This window comes from Tersicoccus phoenicis, from assembly GCF_001968835.1.
In the GTDB taxonomy this organism is placed as follows: Bacteria; Actinomycetota; Actinomycetes; order Actinomycetales; family Micrococcaceae; genus Tersicoccus; species Tersicoccus phoenicis.
In genome coordinates, this window is the sequence record NZ_MRDE01000016.1 from 128,029 (window position 1) to 146,532 (window position 18,504).

An 18,504-nucleotide genomic window follows, 5' to 3' on the forward strand; every position below is an offset into this window, starting at 1 on the left:
GTGGCCACCCACCGACCGGTGAACGGGATCAGCAGAAGCCGGGAACGGTCGCCCAGACGGCGCTGGCGTCGTCGGCGTCCTCCCGGCGGATGGTGGCCTCGATGACGCCGTACGGACGGTCGGCGGCGTAGAAGACCACGTTGGGGTTGTCCAGGCCGGCGAAGGAGAGGTCGACGACGAAGTGGTGGTTGTTCGGCAGGGAGAGCTTGATCTCGGCGATCTCGGGGTGCGCCTCGAGCACCGCACTGCCCATGTCGAACATCGTCTGCTGCAGGGCGGTCGAGTACTTCTCGCCGAACTTCGCCAGCAGGATGGACGTCACGTCCGTGTACACCGCGTTGAAGTCCACGTCCGTGGTGGTGTACCGCCACCGGGCCTTCACGTCGGTGGACATGATCCGGTCGTCGGTCTCGGCCAGCGTGGTGTACGTGTCCTTCGGGTACCCCGCGAAGCCGGACCCCGTGGACTTGAGCACGGTCAGGTCTTCGACGCCCGCGATCACGGTGCGCTGCTGCCCGTCGGCGTGCACGACGGCGGTGCGTACCTCGCGGTTGTTGCGCACGAACGCGTGATCGTGATCGTTGATCCGGTCCCAGGCGTACTGCTCGGCCGCCCAGCGACCGCCGGTGACCCAGTCGAAGTCGCCGATGAAGTGGTCGGCCAGCCGCAGCAACAACTGCTCGGGAGAGCCGACACCTTCCCGCGCGAACGCGTAGACGGTGTTCTTCTGCGTGTCGGTGGGCACGACGTGCTCGTTGTTGCCCTCGGTGTGCGCCGAGAGGAAGTCACCGTGCAGCTGCGAGGTGACGTTCAGGTCCTCGATCGCGTGGCGCTCGGTGTCGCGGGTCACACGGACGACGCGCACCTCGGCCTTGCCGTACTGGTTCTGGCCCAGCACGATCCTGCCGGTCGCGTTGGTGTTCTGCGTGGTCATGGTCTAGCTCCCTCGGTAGGTGGAATATGCGAACGGACTGATGAGCAGCGGGACGTGATAGTGCTGCTCAGGATTCCGCAGGGAAAAGGCGAGCGAGACGAACGGGAAGAACGACTCCGTTCCGTTCCGCTCGAAGTACTCGCCGGTGGCGAATTCGATGCGGTAGTCCCCCGCATCGAGCTTTTCGGGGCCGAGGTCCTTGACCCGGCCGTCCGCATCCGTCATTCCTCTGCCGATTTCCGTCCAGCCGTCGGCCCGCCGGGCCTCGAGCTGGACGCTCACACCGGCCGCCGGCTTGCCGGAGGCGGTGTCGAGAATATGGGTGGTGACGTGGCTGACCGTCATGGCGTCACGATTCCTTCCAGGCGCAGCACGGCGATCTGGCGGAGCTGGTCCGCGATCACCGGCAGTTCTTCTTCGGGGGTGTGGTCCAGGCGCTCCTGCAGGACGGCGAGGATCTCCTCGGCGCTGCGGCCGGCCGCCCGGATCAGGAAGACCCGACCGAACTTCTCCTCGTAGGCGACGTTGCCCGCCCGCAGGCGCTCGGTCACGTCGGCGTCGACCACCAGGCCGGCCTGCTCGGACCGGGACAGGTTCGCCTCGGCGCTGCCGCCCTCCGCCCGCTGGCCGATGCGCGGGTGGTGCGCCAGCGCGCTCTCGAGCTCCGCGTCGGTGAAGGGGTCGGCGGCCCGGCGCGCCTGCGTCAGCAGCTCCTCGACGGAGGCGTACGGCCGGTGGTCCACCACCGCGTCGACCCAGCGGTCGATGTCGATGCACGGCCGCACGGCGGCCACGGCGGCGGTGTGGTCGAGTCCGTTGAACTCGGCGAGCTGCATGGGGAGAGCCTCCTCGGCCGGACTCCGCCGGCCTCTCGATCGATGCGGTCGCCCGCCCTCATCGTTTCTACATCGTGGAATTATGTTTCCGCTGAGATAGTAGCGCAGCTCACACGTTCGTTGTCAAGAGCACGGGCGCAATGCACCCGGGTGGACCGTCGCGCGGCCGGATGAGACCGGGCCGGACCGGGCCGGACCGGACGGGCGCGGCTGCGACGGCGGGCGCGACCGTCGCCGGCGTCAGTCCGGGGTCCCGGCGTCAGCTCGGGGGCGCCGGCGGCACCGAGAGCCGCAGCAGGTCCGCGACGGCACCGGACGGGCGCTGGCTGGGATGCCAGATGGCCCGAAGGGTGCGGGGCATGGTCAAGCCGACGACCGGGACGCGCACGAGGCGGCCCAGGTCCATGTCCTGGGCGACCGCCAGCACCGAGAGCACCGTCGCGCCGCCGGTCGCCCGCACCGTGTCCCGGACGGCCGCATTGCTGTCCAGAGTCTGCACCGGCGCGACGTGATCCGTCAGGACGTCGTCCAGGTGCCCGCGTGTGCCCGAGCCGATCTCGCGCAGGATGAGCGGGGTGCTCGCGAGCTCCTCGCGGCTGATGCCGTTCCGGCGTCGCGCCCAGGGATGATCAGGCGAGACGGCGACGACCAGCTCGTCGTGGGCGACGACGTGGGAGCGGACCGTCCGAGGCACCGAGGGGCCCTCTACGTAGCCGAGTTGCGCGCGTCCCTGGGTGACCGCCGCGATCGCCGCCTGCGAGTTGCCCGGGAGCACCTGCAGGGCCACGTCGGGGTGTTGACTGCGGAGCCTGACGGCCCACGTGGGAAGCAGCATCTCCGAGATGGTGCTGCTGGCGGCGACGGTGATCCGGTGCTGCGCGGACCGGACGCCGACCACGCCGTCGGCCAGGGCCCCTGCCGCCTGCATCACCTCCTGCGCCCAGGACAGCACCAGCTGACCGTCACCGGTCGGTCGGACCCCGGTGGACGAACGCTCGAAGACCGCCACCCCCATCACCTTCTCCGCGGCACCGACCCGGGCGCTGACGGCCTGCTGGCTGATGCCCAGCCGACGCGCGGCCTCCCCCATGCTGCCGTAGGCCGCCGTCGTCGTCAGGGCCTGCAAGTGGTCCAGGGTCGGCACGCGGCTCAGCGAGGTCATCCCCGCATGATAGGCGGACACAACGCCCGTTTGTGAGCGGACAACGACGGCCCGCCTACCGGACGGCGCCCGGCCGCGCCACGCTGGACTCATGACCACCGTGCCCGCCGCCGTCCACCGGCCCTCGTCCGCCCCTCACGCCCGGCCCCGTCCGACGGTGCCCCCGGCCGGCCCGGGCTGGTACTCGTCGGTGATGGGCACGGGCATCCTCGCCACCCTCCTCGGGCGGGAGACCGGCCGGCTCCCGTTCCTGATCGTGCCCGCGGTCGCCCTGCTGGTCGTCGGCGTCGGCCTGCTGGTCGGCCTGACGTCCGCGTTCATGGTGCGGATCGCCCGCGACCGGTCCGCCCTCACGTCCACCATCACCGACGCGTCGGTGGTGACGGCGTGGGGCACGGTGTCCATGGGGGTGCTCTCCATCGGCTCGGCGGTGCTGACCGTGGTGCCGCAGCTGGGCACCCCGGAGGCCACGCACTGGGCGGTGCCGGTGGACGTGGTGCTGTGGACCGCGGGCACCGCGCTCGGCGTGGTGACCGCCTTCGGGTTCGGTGCCGTGCTGATCAGACGGGACGTCGGGCACCCGATCCCCGCCTGGGGCCTGCCCATCGTGCCGCCGATGGTCTCCGCCACCACCGGCGCGGCGCTGGTCCCGCACGTCGCCGCCCCGCTCGGGCACCTGGCCCTGCTGGCCGTGACCATCGCGTGCTTCTGGCTCTCGCTGTTCCTCGGCGGGCTGGTGTTCGCGCTGGCGTATCACCACCACTGGACCGTCGGGACGCTGCCGATCCCGGCGTCGGCGTCGGCCTGGATCCCGCTGGGTGTCGTCGGCCAGTCGATGGCGGCCGCCCAGTCCATCGCCGCGCAGACCCGGTCCGTGCTCACCCCGGCCATGGCCGACGCCGGGCAGACCCTCGCGGACGTGTACGGCTTCGTCATGCTGGTGGTCGCGGTGCCCGTGGTGGCGTGGGCGCTCGCCATGACCATCCGCGGGTTCCGGGCGCGGATGCCGTTCAGCCCCGCCTGGTGGGCCCTGACCTTCCCCCTCGGCACCCTCGCCCTGGGCACCCGGATGCTCGGCCAGGCCACCGGCATCGGTGCCGTCAGCATCGTCGGCGCCGTCAGCATCGTCGGGCTGGCCTGCACGTGGACGCTGTGCGCGACGGCGACGCTGCGTGCCGTGTGGGAGCACCGACGGGCGGTGCCGGCGGCCTGAGGCCCGCGTCGGGCGAGCCCCGGTTCAGCCCCGGCCGACGAACGGCATCCCGGTCGCCGTAATCACCAGGGAGTCGACGGTGCACTCGGGCGGGAGTGAGGCCATGAAGAGCACCGCCCGGGCCGCCTCCTCCACCGGGAACGTCGGTTCGGCACGGCGGCTGCCGTCCGCCTGCAGCGCCCCCGACGCCGCGCCGATCCCGGCCAGCAGGCCCGTGGCCGTGTTGCCGATGTCGATCTGACCGACGCTGATGCCCGCGTCCCGGCCGTCCAGCGACAGGCTCCTGGTCAGCCCGGTCATCGCGTGCTTGGTGGCGGTGTAGGCGGCGCTGAGCGGGCGCGGCGCATGCGCCGAGATCGAGCCGTTGTTGATGATGCGACCCCCCCGGGGCGTCTGGGCGCGCATGCGCGCGAAGGCGGCTCGAGCGCACAGCAGGGCACCGGTCAGGTTGACGTCGATCACCTGGCGCCACGCGTCCAGCTCGAGACGGTCGGGAGGGACGGCCGGACCGAAGACTCCGGCGTTGTTCACGAGCAGGTCCACCCGACCCCACCGCTGGACCACGGCGTCGAACAGGGCCGCCACCTCCGCCTCGTCCGTCACGTCGGTGGGGACCACGAGCGCGGCCGGGTCCCCGACCGCGCTCTCCGCCAGCGTGTCCTCATGCCGGCCCGCGAGCGCGACCTGCCAGCCCGCCCCCAGCAGCGCCCGGGCGACCGCCCGGCCGATTCCGCTTCCGGCGCCGGTGACCACGGCGACACGATCCATGACTCCTCCGTTCAGCGGCCTGCACCGCAGCTCTTGAAGTTTCGCTGTTCAGAATCTATTGTCCATATTGTGGAAATACCTGTCCGGCAGCAATCGGCCCGGACAGCCGTTCCGAGCATCGCGCCCGACTCTGGAGGTACGCCATGACCACGAGCAATCCGACGTCCGACCGCCCGGTGGCCACCAGCCCCGGCTATGCGATCACCGTACGCGTCGAGTCGCCGGCCAGTGCCGGCTCCACGCGTGAACTCGCCGCCGCCGTCGGTGCGGCCGGCGCCGACCTGACCGCGCTCGACGTCGTCGAGTCCACCCACTCCGCCATGGTCGTGGACATCAGCTGCAACACCGCGGACGAGGCTCACGCGCAGCGGGTCGCCGAGCAGATCGGCGCGCTCGAGGGCGTGCACGTCCACAAGAGCAGTGACCGCACCTTCCTGATGCACCTGGGCGGCAAGCTCTCCGTCACCCCCAAGGTCCCGTTGCGCAACCGGGACGACCTGTCCCGCGCCTACACCCCCGGCGTCGCCCGCGTGTGCCTGGCGATCGCGCAGGAACCCGAGGCGGCCCGCCGGTTGACGGTCAAACGGAACACCGTCGCGGTCGTCACCGACGGGTCCGCGGTGCTCGGCCTCGGCAACATCGGCCCGGCCGCCGCCCTGCCGGTGATGGAGGGCAAGGCGGCCCTGTTCAAGCAGTTCGCCGACGTCGACGCCTGGCCGGTGTGCCTGGACACCCAGGACACCGAGGAGATCATCCGCATCGTCAAGGCCATCGCCCCGGTCTACGGCGGCGTCAACCTCGAGGACATCGCCGCCCCGCGCTGCTTCGAGATCGAACGCCGGCTGCGCGAGGAACTGGACATCCCCGTCTTCCACGACGACCAGCACGGCACCGCCATCGTGGCCCTGGCCGCGCTGATCAACGCCCTGAAGCTGACCGGACGGTCCATCGACCAGGTCCGCATCGTCGTCTCCGGCGTCGGCGCCGCCGGGCACGCGATCATCACGCTGCTGCAGGCGCAGGGCGCCCGCCACATCATCGCCTGCGCCCGGAACGGGGCACTGCACCGGGGCGAGCAGTACGGGGACGCCCACCGGGACTGGATCGCCCGGAACACCAACGCGGCCGGTTTCTCCGGCACCCTCAAGGAGGCGGTACGCGGCGCCGACGTGTTCATCGGGGTCAGCGCCCCGAACCTGCTCGACGAGGACGACATCGCGGCGATGAACGACGGCGCGATCGTCTTCGCCATGGCGAATCCGGACCCGGAGATCGCCCCCGCCGCCGCGGCCCGGCACGCCGCGGTCGTGGCCACCGGCCGCAGCGACTTCCCGAACCAGATCAACAACGTCCTGGCCTTCCCGGGCCTCTTCCGGGGCCTGCTCGACGCCGGTGCCCGCGACATCACCGAGTCGATGCTGGTGGCGGCCGCGCAGGCGATCGCCGGCGCCGTCGGTGACGACGAACTGAACGCGAGTTACATCGTGCCCAGCGTCTTCAACGCCGAGGTGGCGTCTCGCGTTGCCGCCGCCGTGGTCGTCTCGGCAGAATCAGGAGAGCAACACGCGAGCACATCGTGACCCGCCGGCACGATCGTCACCCCCATCGTCACTGCACAAGGAGCGCCGCATGACCATCGAGATCACCGACCGCACCCCCGTCGAGCGCGCCGAGGAGATCCTCACCGACGAGGCCCTCGCCTTCGTCGAGGCGCTGCACACCCGCTTCGCCGCGCGCCGCGACGAGTTGCTCGGCAAGCGCGCCGAGCAGCAACAGGCCGTGGCCGCCGCCGGCACCCTGGCCTTCGACCCCGCGACCCGCGACGTGCGGGAGGGCGACTGGACGGTCGCCCCGGTCCCGCCGGCGCTGGCCGACCGCCGGGTCGAGATGACCGGCCCGGCCACCCCGGCCAAGATGGCGATCAACGCCCTGAACTCCGGGGCGAAGGTCTGGCTCGCCGACATGGAGGACGCGAGCGCCCCGACCTGGCACAACGTCATCGACTCGGTGCTGAACCTGCGGGACGCCGCACGCGGCACCCTGGCCTTCACCTCCCCCGAGGGCAAGACCTACGCGCTGCGCACCGACGCCCCGTTGGCCACCGTCGTGATGCGGCCGCGCGGCTGGCACCTCGACGAGGTGCACGTGCGCGTCGACGGCCGGCCCGCCGTGGGCGCCCTGGTCGACTTCGGGCTGCACCTCTTCCACCTCGGCGAGCAGCTGATCGCCAACGGTGAGGGGCCGTACTACTACCTGCCGAAGATGGAGAGCTACCTGGAAGCCCGGTTGTGGGCCGAGGTCTTCTCCGCCGCCGAGGAGGCCCTGGGCATCGAGCACGGCACCATCCGCGCCACCATGCTGATCGAGACCATCCCGGCCGCGTTCCAGATGGAGGAGTTCCTCTACGAACTGCGCGAGTACGCCGCCGGCCTGAACGCCGGGCGCTGGGACTACCTGTTCAGCATCATCAAGTACTTCCGCGACGCCGGTGACCGGTTCGTGCTCGCGGACCGGTCCGCGGTCACCATGACCGCGCCCCTGATGCGTGCCTACACGGAGCTGCTGGTCAAGACCTGCCACCGGCGGGGCGCGCACGCGATGGGCGGCATGGCCGCGTTCATCCCGTCCCGCAAGGACGAGGAGATCAACCGGGCCGCGTTCGAGAAGGTCCGCAACGACAAGACCCGGGAGGCCCGGGACGGTTTCGACGGGTCCTGGGTGGCGCATCCGGATCTCGTCCCCGTCTGCCAGGACGTGTTCGACGGCGTCCTCGGCGAGAAGCCGAACCAGGTGGATCGCCTCCGCGAGGAGGTGCAGGTGACACCGGAGCAGCTGCTCGACGTCCCCTCGGCCGGCACCGAGCGCACCGAGGCGGAACTGAACGGCAACCTGTACGTGGCCGTCGCCTACACGGCGGTCTGGCTCTCCGGCAACGGGGCCGTCGCCATCCACAACCTGATGGAGGACGCGGCGACCGCCGAGATCTCCCGGTCCCAGGTGTGGCAGCAGATCGCCAACGGCGTGGTGTACACGGACACCGGCAACACCGCCTCCCGCGAGCTGGTCACCGCGGCACTCGAGACCCAGAAGCAGAAGCTGCGCGGCGAGGTGGGCGACGAGCTCTTCACCCGGTACTACGAGCCGGCGGCGTCCATCGTGGCGGACCTCGTGCTCTCCGAGGACTACGCCGACTTCCTCACCGTCCCGGCGTACGCGTGGGTCGTCGCCGATGGCCGCTGAGGGGGCGACCAGCGCCGCACTCACCGACTCGCTGTACGACGAGGTGGACGCGGCACTGGCCGCCACGGATACCGCCCTGGCCGAGAACTACCCCGGCGAGGACGGCCGGCGTCAGCCGGTGCACACCGTGTACGTCCCCGCCGACCGGTACGACGCCGGCCTGCCCGCCGCCTGGGGCGAGCAGGCGCTCGCGCTGGCGGCCGAGCACGGCGGGCTCGCGGCGGTGGCACGGCTCGTCGGCGTCGACGACGACCTCGCCGACCGGATCGCACCCCTGGTGGAGACCAAGCTGCGGGCCGAGCCGATCGAGGATCTGCGCATCGACTTCGAGGACGGTCTCGGTGCGCGCCCCGACGACGTCGAGGACGAGGTCGCGGTGGCGGCGGCACGCACGCTCGCCGGGACGGTCGTCGACGGTACCGCCCCGCCCTTCGCCGGCCTGCGGTTCAAGTGCCTGGAGGCGTCCACCCGGCGTCGCGGTCTGCGCACGCTGGACTTGTTCCTCGGTGGGCTGATCGACGCGGGCGGTTCGAGCCTGATCGACGCGGGCCGCCTGGTCATCACCCTGCCGAAGGTCAGCACCGTCGATCAGGTCGAGGCCATGGTGACGGTGTGCGAAGAACTGGAACGCGCCCACGGGTTGCCCACCGGCCGGTTGCGGTTCGAGGTGCAGGTCGAGACGCCGCCGCTGATCCTGGCCGCCGACGGCACCGCCCCGGTCGCCACCATGCTGCATCGCGCCGGCCGGCGGATCAGCGCGCTGCACTACGGGACGTACGACTACAGCGCGTCCCTGCAGATCGCCGCCGAGTACCAGTCGATGGAGCACCCCGGGGCCGACTACGCCAAGGAGGTGATGCAGGTGGCCGTCGCGGGCACCGGGGTGACCCTCTCGGACGGATCCACCAACGTCCTGCCGGTCGGCTCCCCCGACGCGGTGCACGCCGCCTGGCAGTTGCACGCCCGACTGGTCACCCGCAGCCTGCAACGGGGCTACTACCAGGGCTGGGACCTGCACGCCGCGCAACTGCCCACCCGGTACATCGCCACCTACGCGTTCTACCGGCGCGGCTTCGACGCGGCCGCGACGCGGCTGCGCAACTACGTCACCGGCACCGCGAGCGCGATCCTCGACGAGCCGGCGACAGCCAGGGCACTGGCGAAGTTCATCGACCGGGGGTACGCCTGCGGCGCGCTGGCCGAGGACGAGGTCCGCGCGGCCTGCGGCCTCGATCCGGCCACCGTCGCGGCGATCTCGCGGCCGCACTCGAACACCCGGCCGGCGCTCTGATCTGAAGGGGCCGGTGCTCGCGCGCCGGCCCCGCCGCCCATCCAGGCCGGTACCCGGCATCCGACACACGAGGAGACGACGCATGGCCTACTACACTCCCGCGGGCGGTCTGCCGCCCCAGACCCAGCTGACCACCGACCGGTCGATGTTCACCGAGGCGTACGCGGTCATCCCCCGCGGAGTCTTCAGCGACATCGTCACCAGTTTCCTGCCGGGCTGGGACGGCACCCGGCTGTGGGTGATCGCCCGGCCGCTGAGCGGCTTCGCCGAGACGTTCTCCCAGTACATCGTGGAGGTCTCTCCCGGTGGCGGCAGTGACGCCCCGGAGACGGAGCCGGGCACGGAGGCCGTGCTGTTCGTCGTCCAGGGGGAGGTCGACCTGACCGTCGACGGCGCCCCCCACCACCTGACCGAGGGCGGGTACGCGTACCTGCCGCCGTCGTCGGCGTGGACCCTGCACAACACGAGCGACGCGACCGCCACGTTCCACTGGGTCCGCAAGCGTTACCAGCCGGCGCCCGGCCTGGCCGAACCCGCGCCGCTCGTCACGAACGAACGCGAGATCGCGCCCACGCCCATGCCGGACACCGACGGCGCCTGGGCGACCACCCGCTTCGTCGACCCGGCCGACCTGGCCCACGACATGCACGTGACCATCGTGACGTTCCAGCCGGGCGGGGTGATCCCGTTCGCGGAGACGCACGTGATGGAGCACGGCCTGTACGTACTCGAGGGCAAGGCCGTGTACCGGCTCAACCAGGACTGGGTCGAGGTGGAGGCCGGGGACTTCATGTGGCTGCGCGCCTTCTGCCCCCAGGCCTGTTATGCCGGCGGTCCGGGACCGTTCCGGTACCTGCTGTACAAGGACGTCAACCGGCACGCCCCGCTGGCCCCGCCGCGCTGATCGGGTCCGCTCGCCCCGGCCCTTGTTCACCCGGCCGGGGCGGGTGAAGACTGCTGGCATGGCCCACCCGCGGATGTTCGACGAGCACGACCCGTACCTCGCGCGCGTCCGCGGCCTCTCCCTGGCGCTGCCGGGCGCGAACGAACTGATCTCGCACGGCCGGCCGGTGTTCCGCACCGTCAAGGTGTTCGCCATGTACGGGGGTTCGACGCGGGCGGACCCGCAGACCGGCGTGATCACCCGGTACCAGCAGTCCGTGCTCGTGCACCCGGACCCGTCCGAGCAGGCCTACCTGCTGGCTCAACCCCGGACGTACGCGCCGGCGTACCTGGCCGCGTCCGGCTGGGTCGGCATCGACCTGACCCACCGGGACGGCGCCGAGGCGGTCGACTGGATCGAGGTCGCCGAACTGATCGACGCCTCCTGGCGGGTGACGGCGCCACCGATCCTCACCCGCGGGCGCCGCTGACGTCGGGCCGGCGCTGACGCGCCCCGCCGGACCCTCGAGCCCGGGCCGGCACGACGCCGTTCGGCTCAGGTGTCGAGGCCGAGGTCCCGGCGCAGCTGGGCGACGTGCCCGTCGGCGTTCACGTTGACGTCGGCGACCACGATCGCGGCGTCGTCGCCGATCACGAACGTCGACCGGAGCGGGCCCACCCGGGTCTCCCCCTGGATCGTCTTCTCGCCCCACGCCCCGTACCGCTGGGCGACGGCGCCGCCCTCGTCGGAGAGCAGGCCGAAGTTCAGTGCGTACTCGCGGGTGAAGTCGGCCAGCTTCTCCACCGGGTCCCCGGACACGCCGAGCACGGTGTAGCCCGCCCCGGACAGGGAGGCCAGGTTGTCCCGGAAGTCGCAGGCCTCCGCGGTGCAACCGGGGGTGAAGGCGGCGGGGTAGAAGTACAGGACGACCCGCTTCCCGGCCAGATCCTGCAGGGAGACGGTCGCCCCGGTCGCATCGGGCAGGGAGAAATCGGGGGCGGCGTCACCGGGGGCGAGCTGAGCGGTCATGGGGGTCCTTCCGTAGACACGGACGCGCGGCCGGGCCGCGCGTCCGGCGCCGTCCTTTCGGCGCCGTCGTCGCGCCCGCGCGAACGACTCCCCCATCCTTGCAGGCATCCGGCCGGCGCGGCCAACCCGTCTCGACTGGTGGAGGAAGGTCGCGGTCCGGTCCACCGGATCGACGGTGGCCCGGTGTGGCGCCTCGGGACCGGCATAGGCTGGGGGCCGTGAGAGACGAGCACGCGCGGCCGACGTCGCCGGAGCAGGAACCACCGCGGTGGGGTCAACGCGTCGACGCGGCACCGGCCCGGACCCGGGCGCGAACTGGTGGGCCGGGAGCTGATGGCGTACCGGCGGATGGCCCGGGGCCTCTCGTTCTCCGCGCTGGTGCTCGCCCTGCTGCTGGGCACCGGCGGGCTGACCGCGGCCGGTGGTGGGCGGATCGCGCTGCTCGTGCTGGCCGGGTGGTTCGCGGTGGCCGGTGTGACCGGGTACGTCCTGGTCAACTCCGGGCGGCTGCCCCGCCACGCCGGGGTGAGCGGGCCGTCCCGGGTCCGCACGGTGACGGCCACGACACCGGGCCGGATCGCGATCGGACTCGCTGTCGTCGGGCTCCTCCTGCTCGGCGCCAGCATCGTGGTGGTCCCCCTGGTGGAGGGCTCCCCGGCGGAGCCGGACGGGACCTCTCTCGTCCTGGCGTGCCTGATGTCCGCCCTCGCCCTGTTCGTCGCCGCGGCGATCGCGGTGACCATCGCCGTCCTGTCCGAGGGCCAGGACGACGAGCCCGACCCGGACGGGCATGAATTCGAGGGTCACGGGTTCGACGAACACGGATTCGACGGGCCCGGCGGCGGGCCGGCCAGCGGTCGGCAGCGTGGCCACGCCGGCGGTCGCGGCCCGGTGAGCTACCGGTCCGACTGGATCACCCGTCCGCACCGCTGAGGCCGCCGGCCGGCCGGGCCATGCGGGCTCGTGCGAGCCGCTTCATCCCGTCGGCCGGGCGCACCGGCTCCGGCCAGCGCGGCTCGAGGTGATCGCCGAGCGTCACGCCGCGCAGCTTCCGCCCGGCCATCGGCAGCACCCAGTCGGCCAGCCACTGCCGCTCCGCGCGCACGGCCTCCCGCAGACCCCGACGCGCCGGGTCGTCGTCGGGCAGGTCCGGCACGTACGTCACGTCGAGCAACTCGAGCACGCGGGCGGTCATGTAGCGGTGGCCCGCGGTGGACATGTGCATCCGGTCCGGCTCCCACAGCCGCGGGTCCCGGTAAGCGGTGAAGGACCAGAAGTCGAGCAGGTCCGCGCCGTGTGCCGCGCTGATCCGGCGGACCTCGTCGTTGTAGACGCGATGCCGGTGCCGGAACGGCTCGAGCAGCGGGCTGATCTTCAGGTCGTACCCCGTGAACAGGACGACGCGGGCGCCGGTGGCGGCCAGGGCGGCGACGAACCGCTCGTACTGCTGCATCAGGGCCGTGACGTCGGTGCGCAGGTCCAGGATGTCGTTGCCGCCGGCGTAGAGCGTGACCAGGGTCGGCCGCAGGTCCAGCGCCGGCTCGAGTTGCTCGGCGGCGATCTGTCGCAGCCGTTTGCTGCGGATCGCCAGGTTCGCGTACTCCCACGCCGGATCCTGCCGGGCCAACTGCCGGGCCACCCGGTCCGCCCAGCCCTTGACGCCGTTGGGTCGGGCCGGGTTCCAGTCCCCGACGCCCTCGGTGAAGGAGTCACCGAGGGCCACGAAGCGCTTCGCCATGGTGGGCACCCTAGGGACGCGGAGCGACCGGCGCCCGAACGCCGGGTGAACTCCCTGCCCGTCGCGCGAGTCCGCGAGACTCGCGGACGCACCCCGACGACTGGCGGCCTCTACGTTGACTATCGAATTTCGGGGCTCAAATCGCCGTGCGAGGCCCCGAAATTCGATAGTCAACGTGGCGCGGGTCACGGGGCGGGCATACCGCCGTTGACGTTCAGCGTCTCCCCGATCACGTAGCTGGACTCGGCGGAGGCGAGGAACACGTACGCGGGGGCGAGTTCGGCGGGCTGACCGGCACGGCCGAGCGGCGTGCTCTTGCCGAACTGCGGCAGCGCCTCCTTCGGCTGGCCGCCGGAGACCTGCAGCGGGGTCCAGATCGGGCCGGGTGCGACGGCGTTCACGCGGATGCCGCGCTCGGCCAACTGCTGTCCGAGGCCCTTGCTGAAGGAGTTGATCGCGGCCTTGGTCGCGGCGTAGTCGAGCAGCGTCGGGGACGGCTCGTACGCCTGGATCGACGTGGTGTTGATGATCGAGCCACCGGCGGGCAGGTGCTTCAGCGCCGCCCGGGAGAGCGCGTACATGGCGATGATGTTGACGTGGAAGGTCTGCTCGACCTGCTCGTCGGTCAGTTCCTCGAGCGATGCGACGGCCACCTGCTTGCCGGCGTTGTTGACCAGGATGTCCAGGCCACCCAGCTCTCCGGCGGCCTGGTCGACGAGGCCGTCCCGGTAGGAGCGGTCCAGCAGGTCACCCGGCAGCAGGACGGCCTTACGACCGGCGTCCTCGACGAGCCCGGCGATCCGCTCGGCGTCGCTCTGTTCGGCGGGCAGGTAGGCGAGCGCGACGTCGGCACCCTCCCGGGCGAAGGCGATCGCTACGGCGGCACCGATACCCGAGTCGGCGCCGGTGATCAGTGCCCGACGGCCGGAGAGCCGATTTGCGCCGGTGTAGGTCGACTCCCCGTGGTCGGCCCGCGGCGTCATCTCGCTGTCGAGGCCCGGCGGCTCCTGATGCTGCTCCGGCGGGCTGATCGACTCGTGCTGCTCGACCGGGTTCTGCACGGTGGTCTGGTCGGGGTTCGTGTTCTCGGACATGGCACCTCCCATGGGGTCACCGGGTGGGGGAGAAGGTCACCCGGAACGGTCATGCGGACAAGTGATCAGCCTACTGATGACCCGGACGTGGCGCCACCGGAGGAGAAGGCCGCGCGTGCAGTCCCGGTAGCCGCCTCCGTCCGGCGGGCGCCGGATCAGTCCTCGTCGCGGCGGAAGAACCAGTGGTCCTCGTCGATGTTCGCCAGGATCTTCCGGCTGACCCGGTCGAGGTCACGCACGTCCTGCTCGTCCAGCGCGTCGAACACCAGCGCCCGCACCCGCGCCACGTGCCGGGGGGCGAGTCCGGTGAGCAGGTCGAAGCCGACGTCGGTCAGCCTGGCCACGGTCACCCGGCCGTCGTCGGACGAGGCGGAGCGCTCCACCCAGCCCCGCTTCTCCAGCTTGGTCACCACGTGGGAGAGTCGGGACAGGGACGAGGACGTGCAGGCGGCCAGATCGCTCATCGTGCGGGTCCGGTCCCGCGCCTCGGAGAGGTGCGCCAGCACGGAGTAGTCGAAGAAGGAGATCCGGGCCGCGCGCTGCAACTGCTGGTCCAGCGCGGCCGGCACCAGCATCGAGGAGAACAGGTAGGACAGCCAGGCGTCCCGTTCCCGGGGGGTCAACCACGTCACGGACATGCCCCGATGATGCCACGAAGTTCAAGCTTCAACTGCCCACGTGAGCGGGCGGGTCCGCTGCGGCCGCGTCAGGCTCCGTGCCCGGGTGCGACCTCCTCGCCCGGGCGCACCGGACCGGGGGCGGTGCCCGCGCCGAAGGGGGAGCCGCCGAGCCGCTCGCGCCCGTGCTCGGTGCGCCAGAAGGCGGTGTCGGGACCGACGGGCACGATCTGGGTCGGGTTCAGGTCCTTGTGCACGATGTAGTAGTGCCGCTTGATCTGGACGAAGTCGACGGTGTCGCCGAACCCGGGCGTCTGGAACAGGTCGCGGGCGTAGGCGGAGAGCACGGGCAGCTCGGAGAGTTTGGACCGGTTGCACTTGAAGTGGCCGTGGTAGACGGCGTCGAAGCGGACCAACGTGGTGAACAGGCGCACGTCGGCCTCGGTGATGGTGTCGCCGACGAAGTAGCGCTGCGTCCGCAGTCGCTCCTCGAGCCAGTCCACGGCGGTGAACAGCCGGTCGTACGCCGCTTCGTAGGCCTGCTGGCTGCCGGCGAACCCGCACCGGTAGACGCCGTTGTTCACCTCGGTGTACACGCGCCGGTTGACGGTGTCGATCTCCTCCCGCAGATCCTCGGGGTACAGCGCGGGGGCGCCGGGGCGATGATGATCGACCCATTCGGTGGAGAAGTCCAGGGTGATCTGGGCGAAGTCGTTGGTGACGACGCCGCCGCTGGGCACGTCGACGATCGCGGGAACGGTGATGCCGCGCGGGTAGTCGGGGAACCGCGCGAAGAAGGCCTGCTGCAGGCGCTCGATGCCCAGCACGGGGTCCTTCCCGCCCGGGTCCAGGTCGAACGTCCACGACCGCGCGTCGTGCGTGGGACCGGGCAGGCCGAGCGAGATGGCGTCCTCCAGCCCCAGCAGCCGGCGGACGATGATCGACCGGTTGGCCCACGGGCACGCCCGCGCGGCGACCAACCGGTACCGGCCGGCCTCGACGGGCCAGCCGTCCCGCCCGTCCCGGGTGATCCGGTCCTCGATGTAGGCGGTGTCCCGCGTGTACTCCTCGCCCTCGTGCACGTAGGAACCCTCGGTGCTGTACGCGTCGGCCGACTCGGGGGCCCGCTGCTCGCTCTGCGTGTTCATGCCGTCAGTCTAGGAGGACGCCCGGCCGATCGATCCGCGCCGGTGCCGCGTCACCCGCTGCCGGCAGATCGGGGAAGGCGCGGGCGACGCCGGGATGGACGATGGCACCGTCGGCCACGTTCAGGCCGGCAGCGAACCCGGGATCGTCGCCCAGCGCCCGGTCCACGCCGTTCGTCAAGCGAACCACGTAGGCAGTGGTGGCGTTGGCGAGGGCGCGTGTCGCCGTTCGGGGCACCGTACCGGGCATGTTGGCCACGCAGTAGTGAGTGATCCCGTCCACGTCGAAGGTGGGGTCGTCCCAGGTGGTCGGGCGGGACGTCTCGAAGCAGCCGCCCTGGTCGATGGCGACGTCGACCAGCAGTGCGTGGGCCGGCAGTGTCCGCAGGTGCTCGCGGCGCACGAGTTTCGGGGCTGCGGCACCGGGGACGAGGACCGCGCCGATCACGATGTCCGCGTCGGCGATCTGCCGCGCGACTTCGTCGTCGTCACTCATCAGCACCCGTGTGCGGTGACCGAGCAGGTCGGTCAGCTCGCGCACTCGCGGGCCGCTGGCGTCCAGCACCGTCACGTCGGCCATCATGCCGGACGCGACGAGAGCCGCCTGGGTGCCGACCGCCCCGCCGCCGATCACGACGACCTTTGCTGCTGCGACGCCGGGCACCCCGCCGATCAGCATGCCTGGGCCGCCCGCGCTCGCCTGCAGGTGATGGGCACCGGCCTGTGCCGCGAGCCGGCCTGCGATCTCGGACATCGGCTGCAGCAACGGCAGGGTGCGACCGTCCCGTACGGTCTCGAAGGCGATAGCCGTCGTACCGGCGTCCAGCAGGGCCTGCGTGAGGGGCCGGTCGGCGGCCAGGTGGAGGTAGGCGAACAGCGTGAGATCGCGGCGCAGGAATCTGTACTCCTCGGCAACCGGCTCCTTCACTTTCACCAGGAGGTCGGCCTGTTCCCAGACGGCGTCGCGGTCGGCGAGCCGGGCGCCCGCCGTGCGGTAGGCGTCGTCGTCGAACCCGGAATGCCGGCCGGCCCCCGATTCGACGACGACCTGGTGTCCCTCCCGGACGAGCCGGGCCGCACCCGACGGCGTCAGGCCCACCCGCCGCTCCGCCGATTTGATCTCTGCCGGCACTCCAACGCGCATGACCTGCGATTCCTCCTCACCGCGGACGTGACCACGGGTTCGCTGCGGGAGGCGACGACGACGGCGCCTCCCGGGGATGAGACGTGCCGACCGTACCGCGACGCGTCTATTGTTGACAATAGGCAGGGCTGATTCGATGATGAAGCATGACCACCCCGCGCCTGGGACCCTCGGCCGCCCCGGATGCCCCAGCCCGACCCAGCTCGTCCACCCCGGATCAGGACGTCCGACCGGCATTGTTCTCCCGCGACGAGTACGACCGCCGTCTGGCCGCGGTTCGCCGGCGAATGGCGTTCCAGGGTCTCGGTGCCCTGATCGTGACGGACCCCGCCAACCTCTTCTACCTGACCGGCTACGACGCCTGGTCCTTCTACACGCCTCAGATGCTGTTCGTCCCCGCCGAGGGCGACCTGCTGCTGTTCCTGCGCGAGATGGACGCGAACGGGGCCTTTCGCACCGCCTGGCTGCCGCCCGCACAGATCATCGGCTATCCCGAACGATACGTACACCGGCCGCACCTGCACCCGTTCGACTGGGTCGCGTTCGCCCTGCGCCGCCGCGGCCTGATCGCCTCCGCCGGGCCGTGCGTGGGCCTGGAGATGGACGCGCACTTCTTCTCGCCGAAGGGCTACCGGTCCCTGGTCAACGCCCTGCCGGAATGGACGCTGGTCGACTGCTTCGAACTGGTCAACTGGGTCCGGGCGGTCAAGTCCGATGCCGAGATCCGGTACCTGCGCACGGCCGCCCGCGTCACCACCGCGGCCATGCAGGCGGCGATCGATGCCATCGAACCCGGCGTGCCGCAGTACCGGGTGGCGGCACGGATCGCCGCCGCCCAGGTGGAAGGCGTCGACGGCGCGTGGGGCGACTTCCCCGCCATCGTGCCCATGCTTCCGACCGGTGCTTCGGCCGACACCCCTCACCTGACCTGGTCCGACCGCGTGCTGCGCGAGGGTGACGCCGTCGTCGTCGAGCTGACCGGCGTGCACCGTCGCTATCACGTCCCACTCGCCCGCACCGTCGTGCTCGGCACCCCGTCCGATGACCTGCTGCGGCTGGAGGAGGCGGTGGCGGCGGGTCTGCGGGCGGTGCTCGACACCGCCGCGCCGGGCGTGCTGGTCCGCGACCTCTCCCGCGCCTGGAACTGGCGGCTCGCGGAGTACGGGCTGGAGAAGCACAGCCGGCTCGGCTACTCGGTCGGCATCGGCTACCCACCGGACTGGGGCGAGCGAACCATCAGCATCCGATCCGAGGACGAGACCGTGCTGGCGGAGAACATGACCTTCCACGTCATCTGCGGCATGTGGATGACGGGGTACGGCTACGAGCTGTCCGAGACCATCCGCATCGGCGCGAACGGGGCCGAGGCGTTCACGTCGTTCCCGCGCGCCCTCATCCGGAAGTGAGCGA

The 18,504-nt window shown here is 71.5% G+C and carries 19 protein-coding genes; 8 read left to right on the forward strand and 11 right to left on the reverse strand.

Annotation, left to right across the window (positions count from 1 at the left end; genetic code table 11):
• Nucleotides 1-28: 28 nt before the first annotated feature.
• From pucL to BKD30_RS03210, 4 genes are all read right to left on the reverse strand, one after another.
• Nucleotides 29-934: a factor-independent urate hydroxylase gene (gene pucL, locus BKD30_RS03195; protein WP_076701841.1), complete on the reverse strand. Its 906-nt coding sequence runs from the start codon at nt 932-934 to the stop codon at nt 29-31.
• A 3-nt stretch (nt 935-937) separates the two neighbouring features.
• A complete protein-coding gene (gene uraH / locus BKD30_RS03200; protein ID WP_076701844.1) occupies nt 938-1,279 on the reverse strand; it encodes a hydroxyisourate hydrolase in 342 nt (113 codons plus the stop codon).
• Nucleotides 1,276-1,770 (reverse strand): 2-oxo-4-hydroxy-4-carboxy-5-ureidoimidazoline decarboxylase, encoded by a 495-nt coding sequence (gene uraD, locus BKD30_RS03205; RefSeq protein ID WP_076701847.1) that lies wholly within the window; start codon nt 1,768-1,770, stop codon nt 1,276-1,278. The genes uraH and uraD overlap by 4 nt, the downstream gene beginning before the upstream one ends.
• Before the next feature lie 259 nt (nt 1,771-2,029).
• Nucleotides 2,030-2,932, reverse strand: coding sequence for a LysR family transcriptional regulator (locus BKD30_RS03210; protein ID WP_076701849.1), 903 nt, complete (start codon nt 2,930-2,932; stop codon nt 2,030-2,032).
• 91 nt (nt 2,933-3,023) lie between these two features.
• Between BKD30_RS03210 and BKD30_RS03215 the strand changes: the two genes are divergently transcribed.
• Entirely contained in the window at nt 3,024-4,145 is a 1,122-nt protein-coding gene (locus tag BKD30_RS03215) for a TDT family transporter (RefSeq protein WP_083955968.1), read from the forward strand.
• 24 nt (nt 4,146-4,169) lie between these two features.
• Here BKD30_RS03215 and BKD30_RS03220 read toward each other — a convergent pair whose 3' ends face one another.
• A complete protein-coding gene (locus tag BKD30_RS03220) occupies nt 4,170-4,913 on the reverse strand; it encodes an SDR family oxidoreductase (protein WP_076701852.1) in 744 nt (247 codons plus the stop codon).
• 143 nt (nt 4,914-5,056) lie between these two features.
• Between BKD30_RS03220 and BKD30_RS03225 the strand changes: the two genes are divergently transcribed.
• The 5 genes from BKD30_RS03225 (at nt 5,057) to BKD30_RS03245 (ending at nt 10,817) form a co-directional block, all read left to right on the forward strand.
• The gene (locus BKD30_RS03225) at nt 5,057-6,493 is read left to right on the forward strand and encodes an NAD-dependent malic enzyme (protein ID WP_076701855.1); all 1,437 of its coding nucleotides are present in this window, start codon (nt 5,057-5,059) and stop codon (nt 6,491-6,493) included.
• A gap of 49 nt (nt 6,494-6,542) precedes the next feature.
• Entirely contained in the window at nt 6,543-8,153 is a 1,611-nt protein-coding gene (aceB, locus tag BKD30_RS03230; RefSeq protein ID WP_076701857.1) for a malate synthase A, read from the forward strand.
• A complete protein-coding gene (locus tag BKD30_RS03235) occupies nt 8,143-9,444 on the forward strand; it encodes a DUF6986 family protein (protein WP_076701860.1) in 1,302 nt (433 codons plus the stop codon). The genes aceB and BKD30_RS03235 overlap by 11 nt, the downstream gene beginning before the upstream one ends.
• Before the next feature lie 82 nt (nt 9,445-9,526).
• Entirely contained in the window at nt 9,527-10,348 is an 822-nt protein-coding gene (locus BKD30_RS03240) for a bifunctional allantoicase/(S)-ureidoglycine aminohydrolase (RefSeq protein ID WP_076701863.1), read from the forward strand.
• 58 nt (nt 10,349-10,406) lie between these two features.
• Nucleotides 10,407-10,817 (forward strand): MmcQ/YjbR family DNA-binding protein, encoded by a 411-nt coding sequence (locus BKD30_RS03245; protein ID WP_076701865.1) that lies wholly within the window; start codon nt 10,407-10,409, stop codon nt 10,815-10,817.
• Nucleotides 10,818-10,882: 65 nt separating this feature from the next.
• On the opposite strand, the gene bcp is transcribed toward BKD30_RS03245, so the two are convergent.
• Entirely contained in the window at nt 10,883-11,356 is a 474-nt protein-coding gene (bcp, locus tag BKD30_RS03250; RefSeq protein ID WP_076701868.1) for a thioredoxin-dependent thiol peroxidase, read from the reverse strand.
• 333 nt (nt 11,357-11,689) lie between these two features.
• Between bcp and BKD30_RS03255 the strand changes: the two genes are divergently transcribed.
• Nucleotides 11,690-12,289 carry a hypothetical protein gene (locus tag BKD30_RS03255; protein ID WP_143588029.1) on the forward strand — a complete coding sequence of 200 codons (600 nt, stop codon included), beginning with the start codon at nt 11,690-11,692 and terminating at the stop codon, nt 12,287-12,289.
• Here BKD30_RS03255 and BKD30_RS03260 read toward each other — a convergent pair.
• The 5 genes from BKD30_RS03260 to ald form a co-directional block, all read right to left on the reverse strand.
• Nucleotides 12,270-13,094: an SGNH/GDSL hydrolase family protein gene (locus BKD30_RS03260; RefSeq protein ID WP_076701873.1), complete on the reverse strand. Its 825-nt coding sequence runs from the start codon at nt 13,092-13,094 to the stop codon at nt 12,270-12,272. The two genes, BKD30_RS03255 and BKD30_RS03260, sit on opposite strands and share 20 nt — an antisense overlap.
• Nucleotides 13,095-13,279: 185 nt before the next feature.
• Nucleotides 13,280-14,188 (reverse strand): SDR family oxidoreductase, encoded by a 909-nt coding sequence (locus tag BKD30_RS03265; RefSeq protein WP_218189242.1) that lies wholly within the window; start codon nt 14,186-14,188, stop codon nt 13,280-13,282.
• Between the two features lie 155 nt (nt 14,189-14,343).
• Nucleotides 14,344-14,826 carry a MarR family winged helix-turn-helix transcriptional regulator gene (locus tag BKD30_RS03270; RefSeq protein ID WP_076701879.1) on the reverse strand — a complete coding sequence of 161 codons (483 nt, stop codon included), beginning with the start codon at nt 14,824-14,826 and terminating at the stop codon, nt 14,344-14,346.
• A 68-nt stretch (nt 14,827-14,894) separates the two neighbouring features.
• Nucleotides 14,895-15,953: a glutathione S-transferase family protein gene (locus tag BKD30_RS03275; protein WP_076701881.1), complete on the reverse strand. Its 1,059-nt coding sequence runs from the start codon at nt 15,951-15,953 to the stop codon at nt 14,895-14,897.
• A 4-nt stretch (nt 15,954-15,957) separates the two neighbouring features.
• Nucleotides 15,958-17,094, reverse strand: coding sequence for an alanine dehydrogenase (gene ald / locus BKD30_RS03280; protein ID WP_076701884.1), 1,137 nt, complete (start codon nt 17,092-17,094; stop codon nt 15,958-15,960).
• Nucleotides 17,095-17,240: 146 nt separating this feature from the next.
• On the opposite strand from ald, the gene BKD30_RS03285 reads away from it, so the two are divergent.
• Complete coding sequence (locus BKD30_RS03285; RefSeq protein WP_076701887.1) at nt 17,241-18,500, forward strand: M24 family metallopeptidase; 1,260 nt, start codon at nt 17,241-17,243, stop codon at nt 18,498-18,500.
• Nucleotides 18,501-18,504 lie beyond the last annotated feature (4 nt).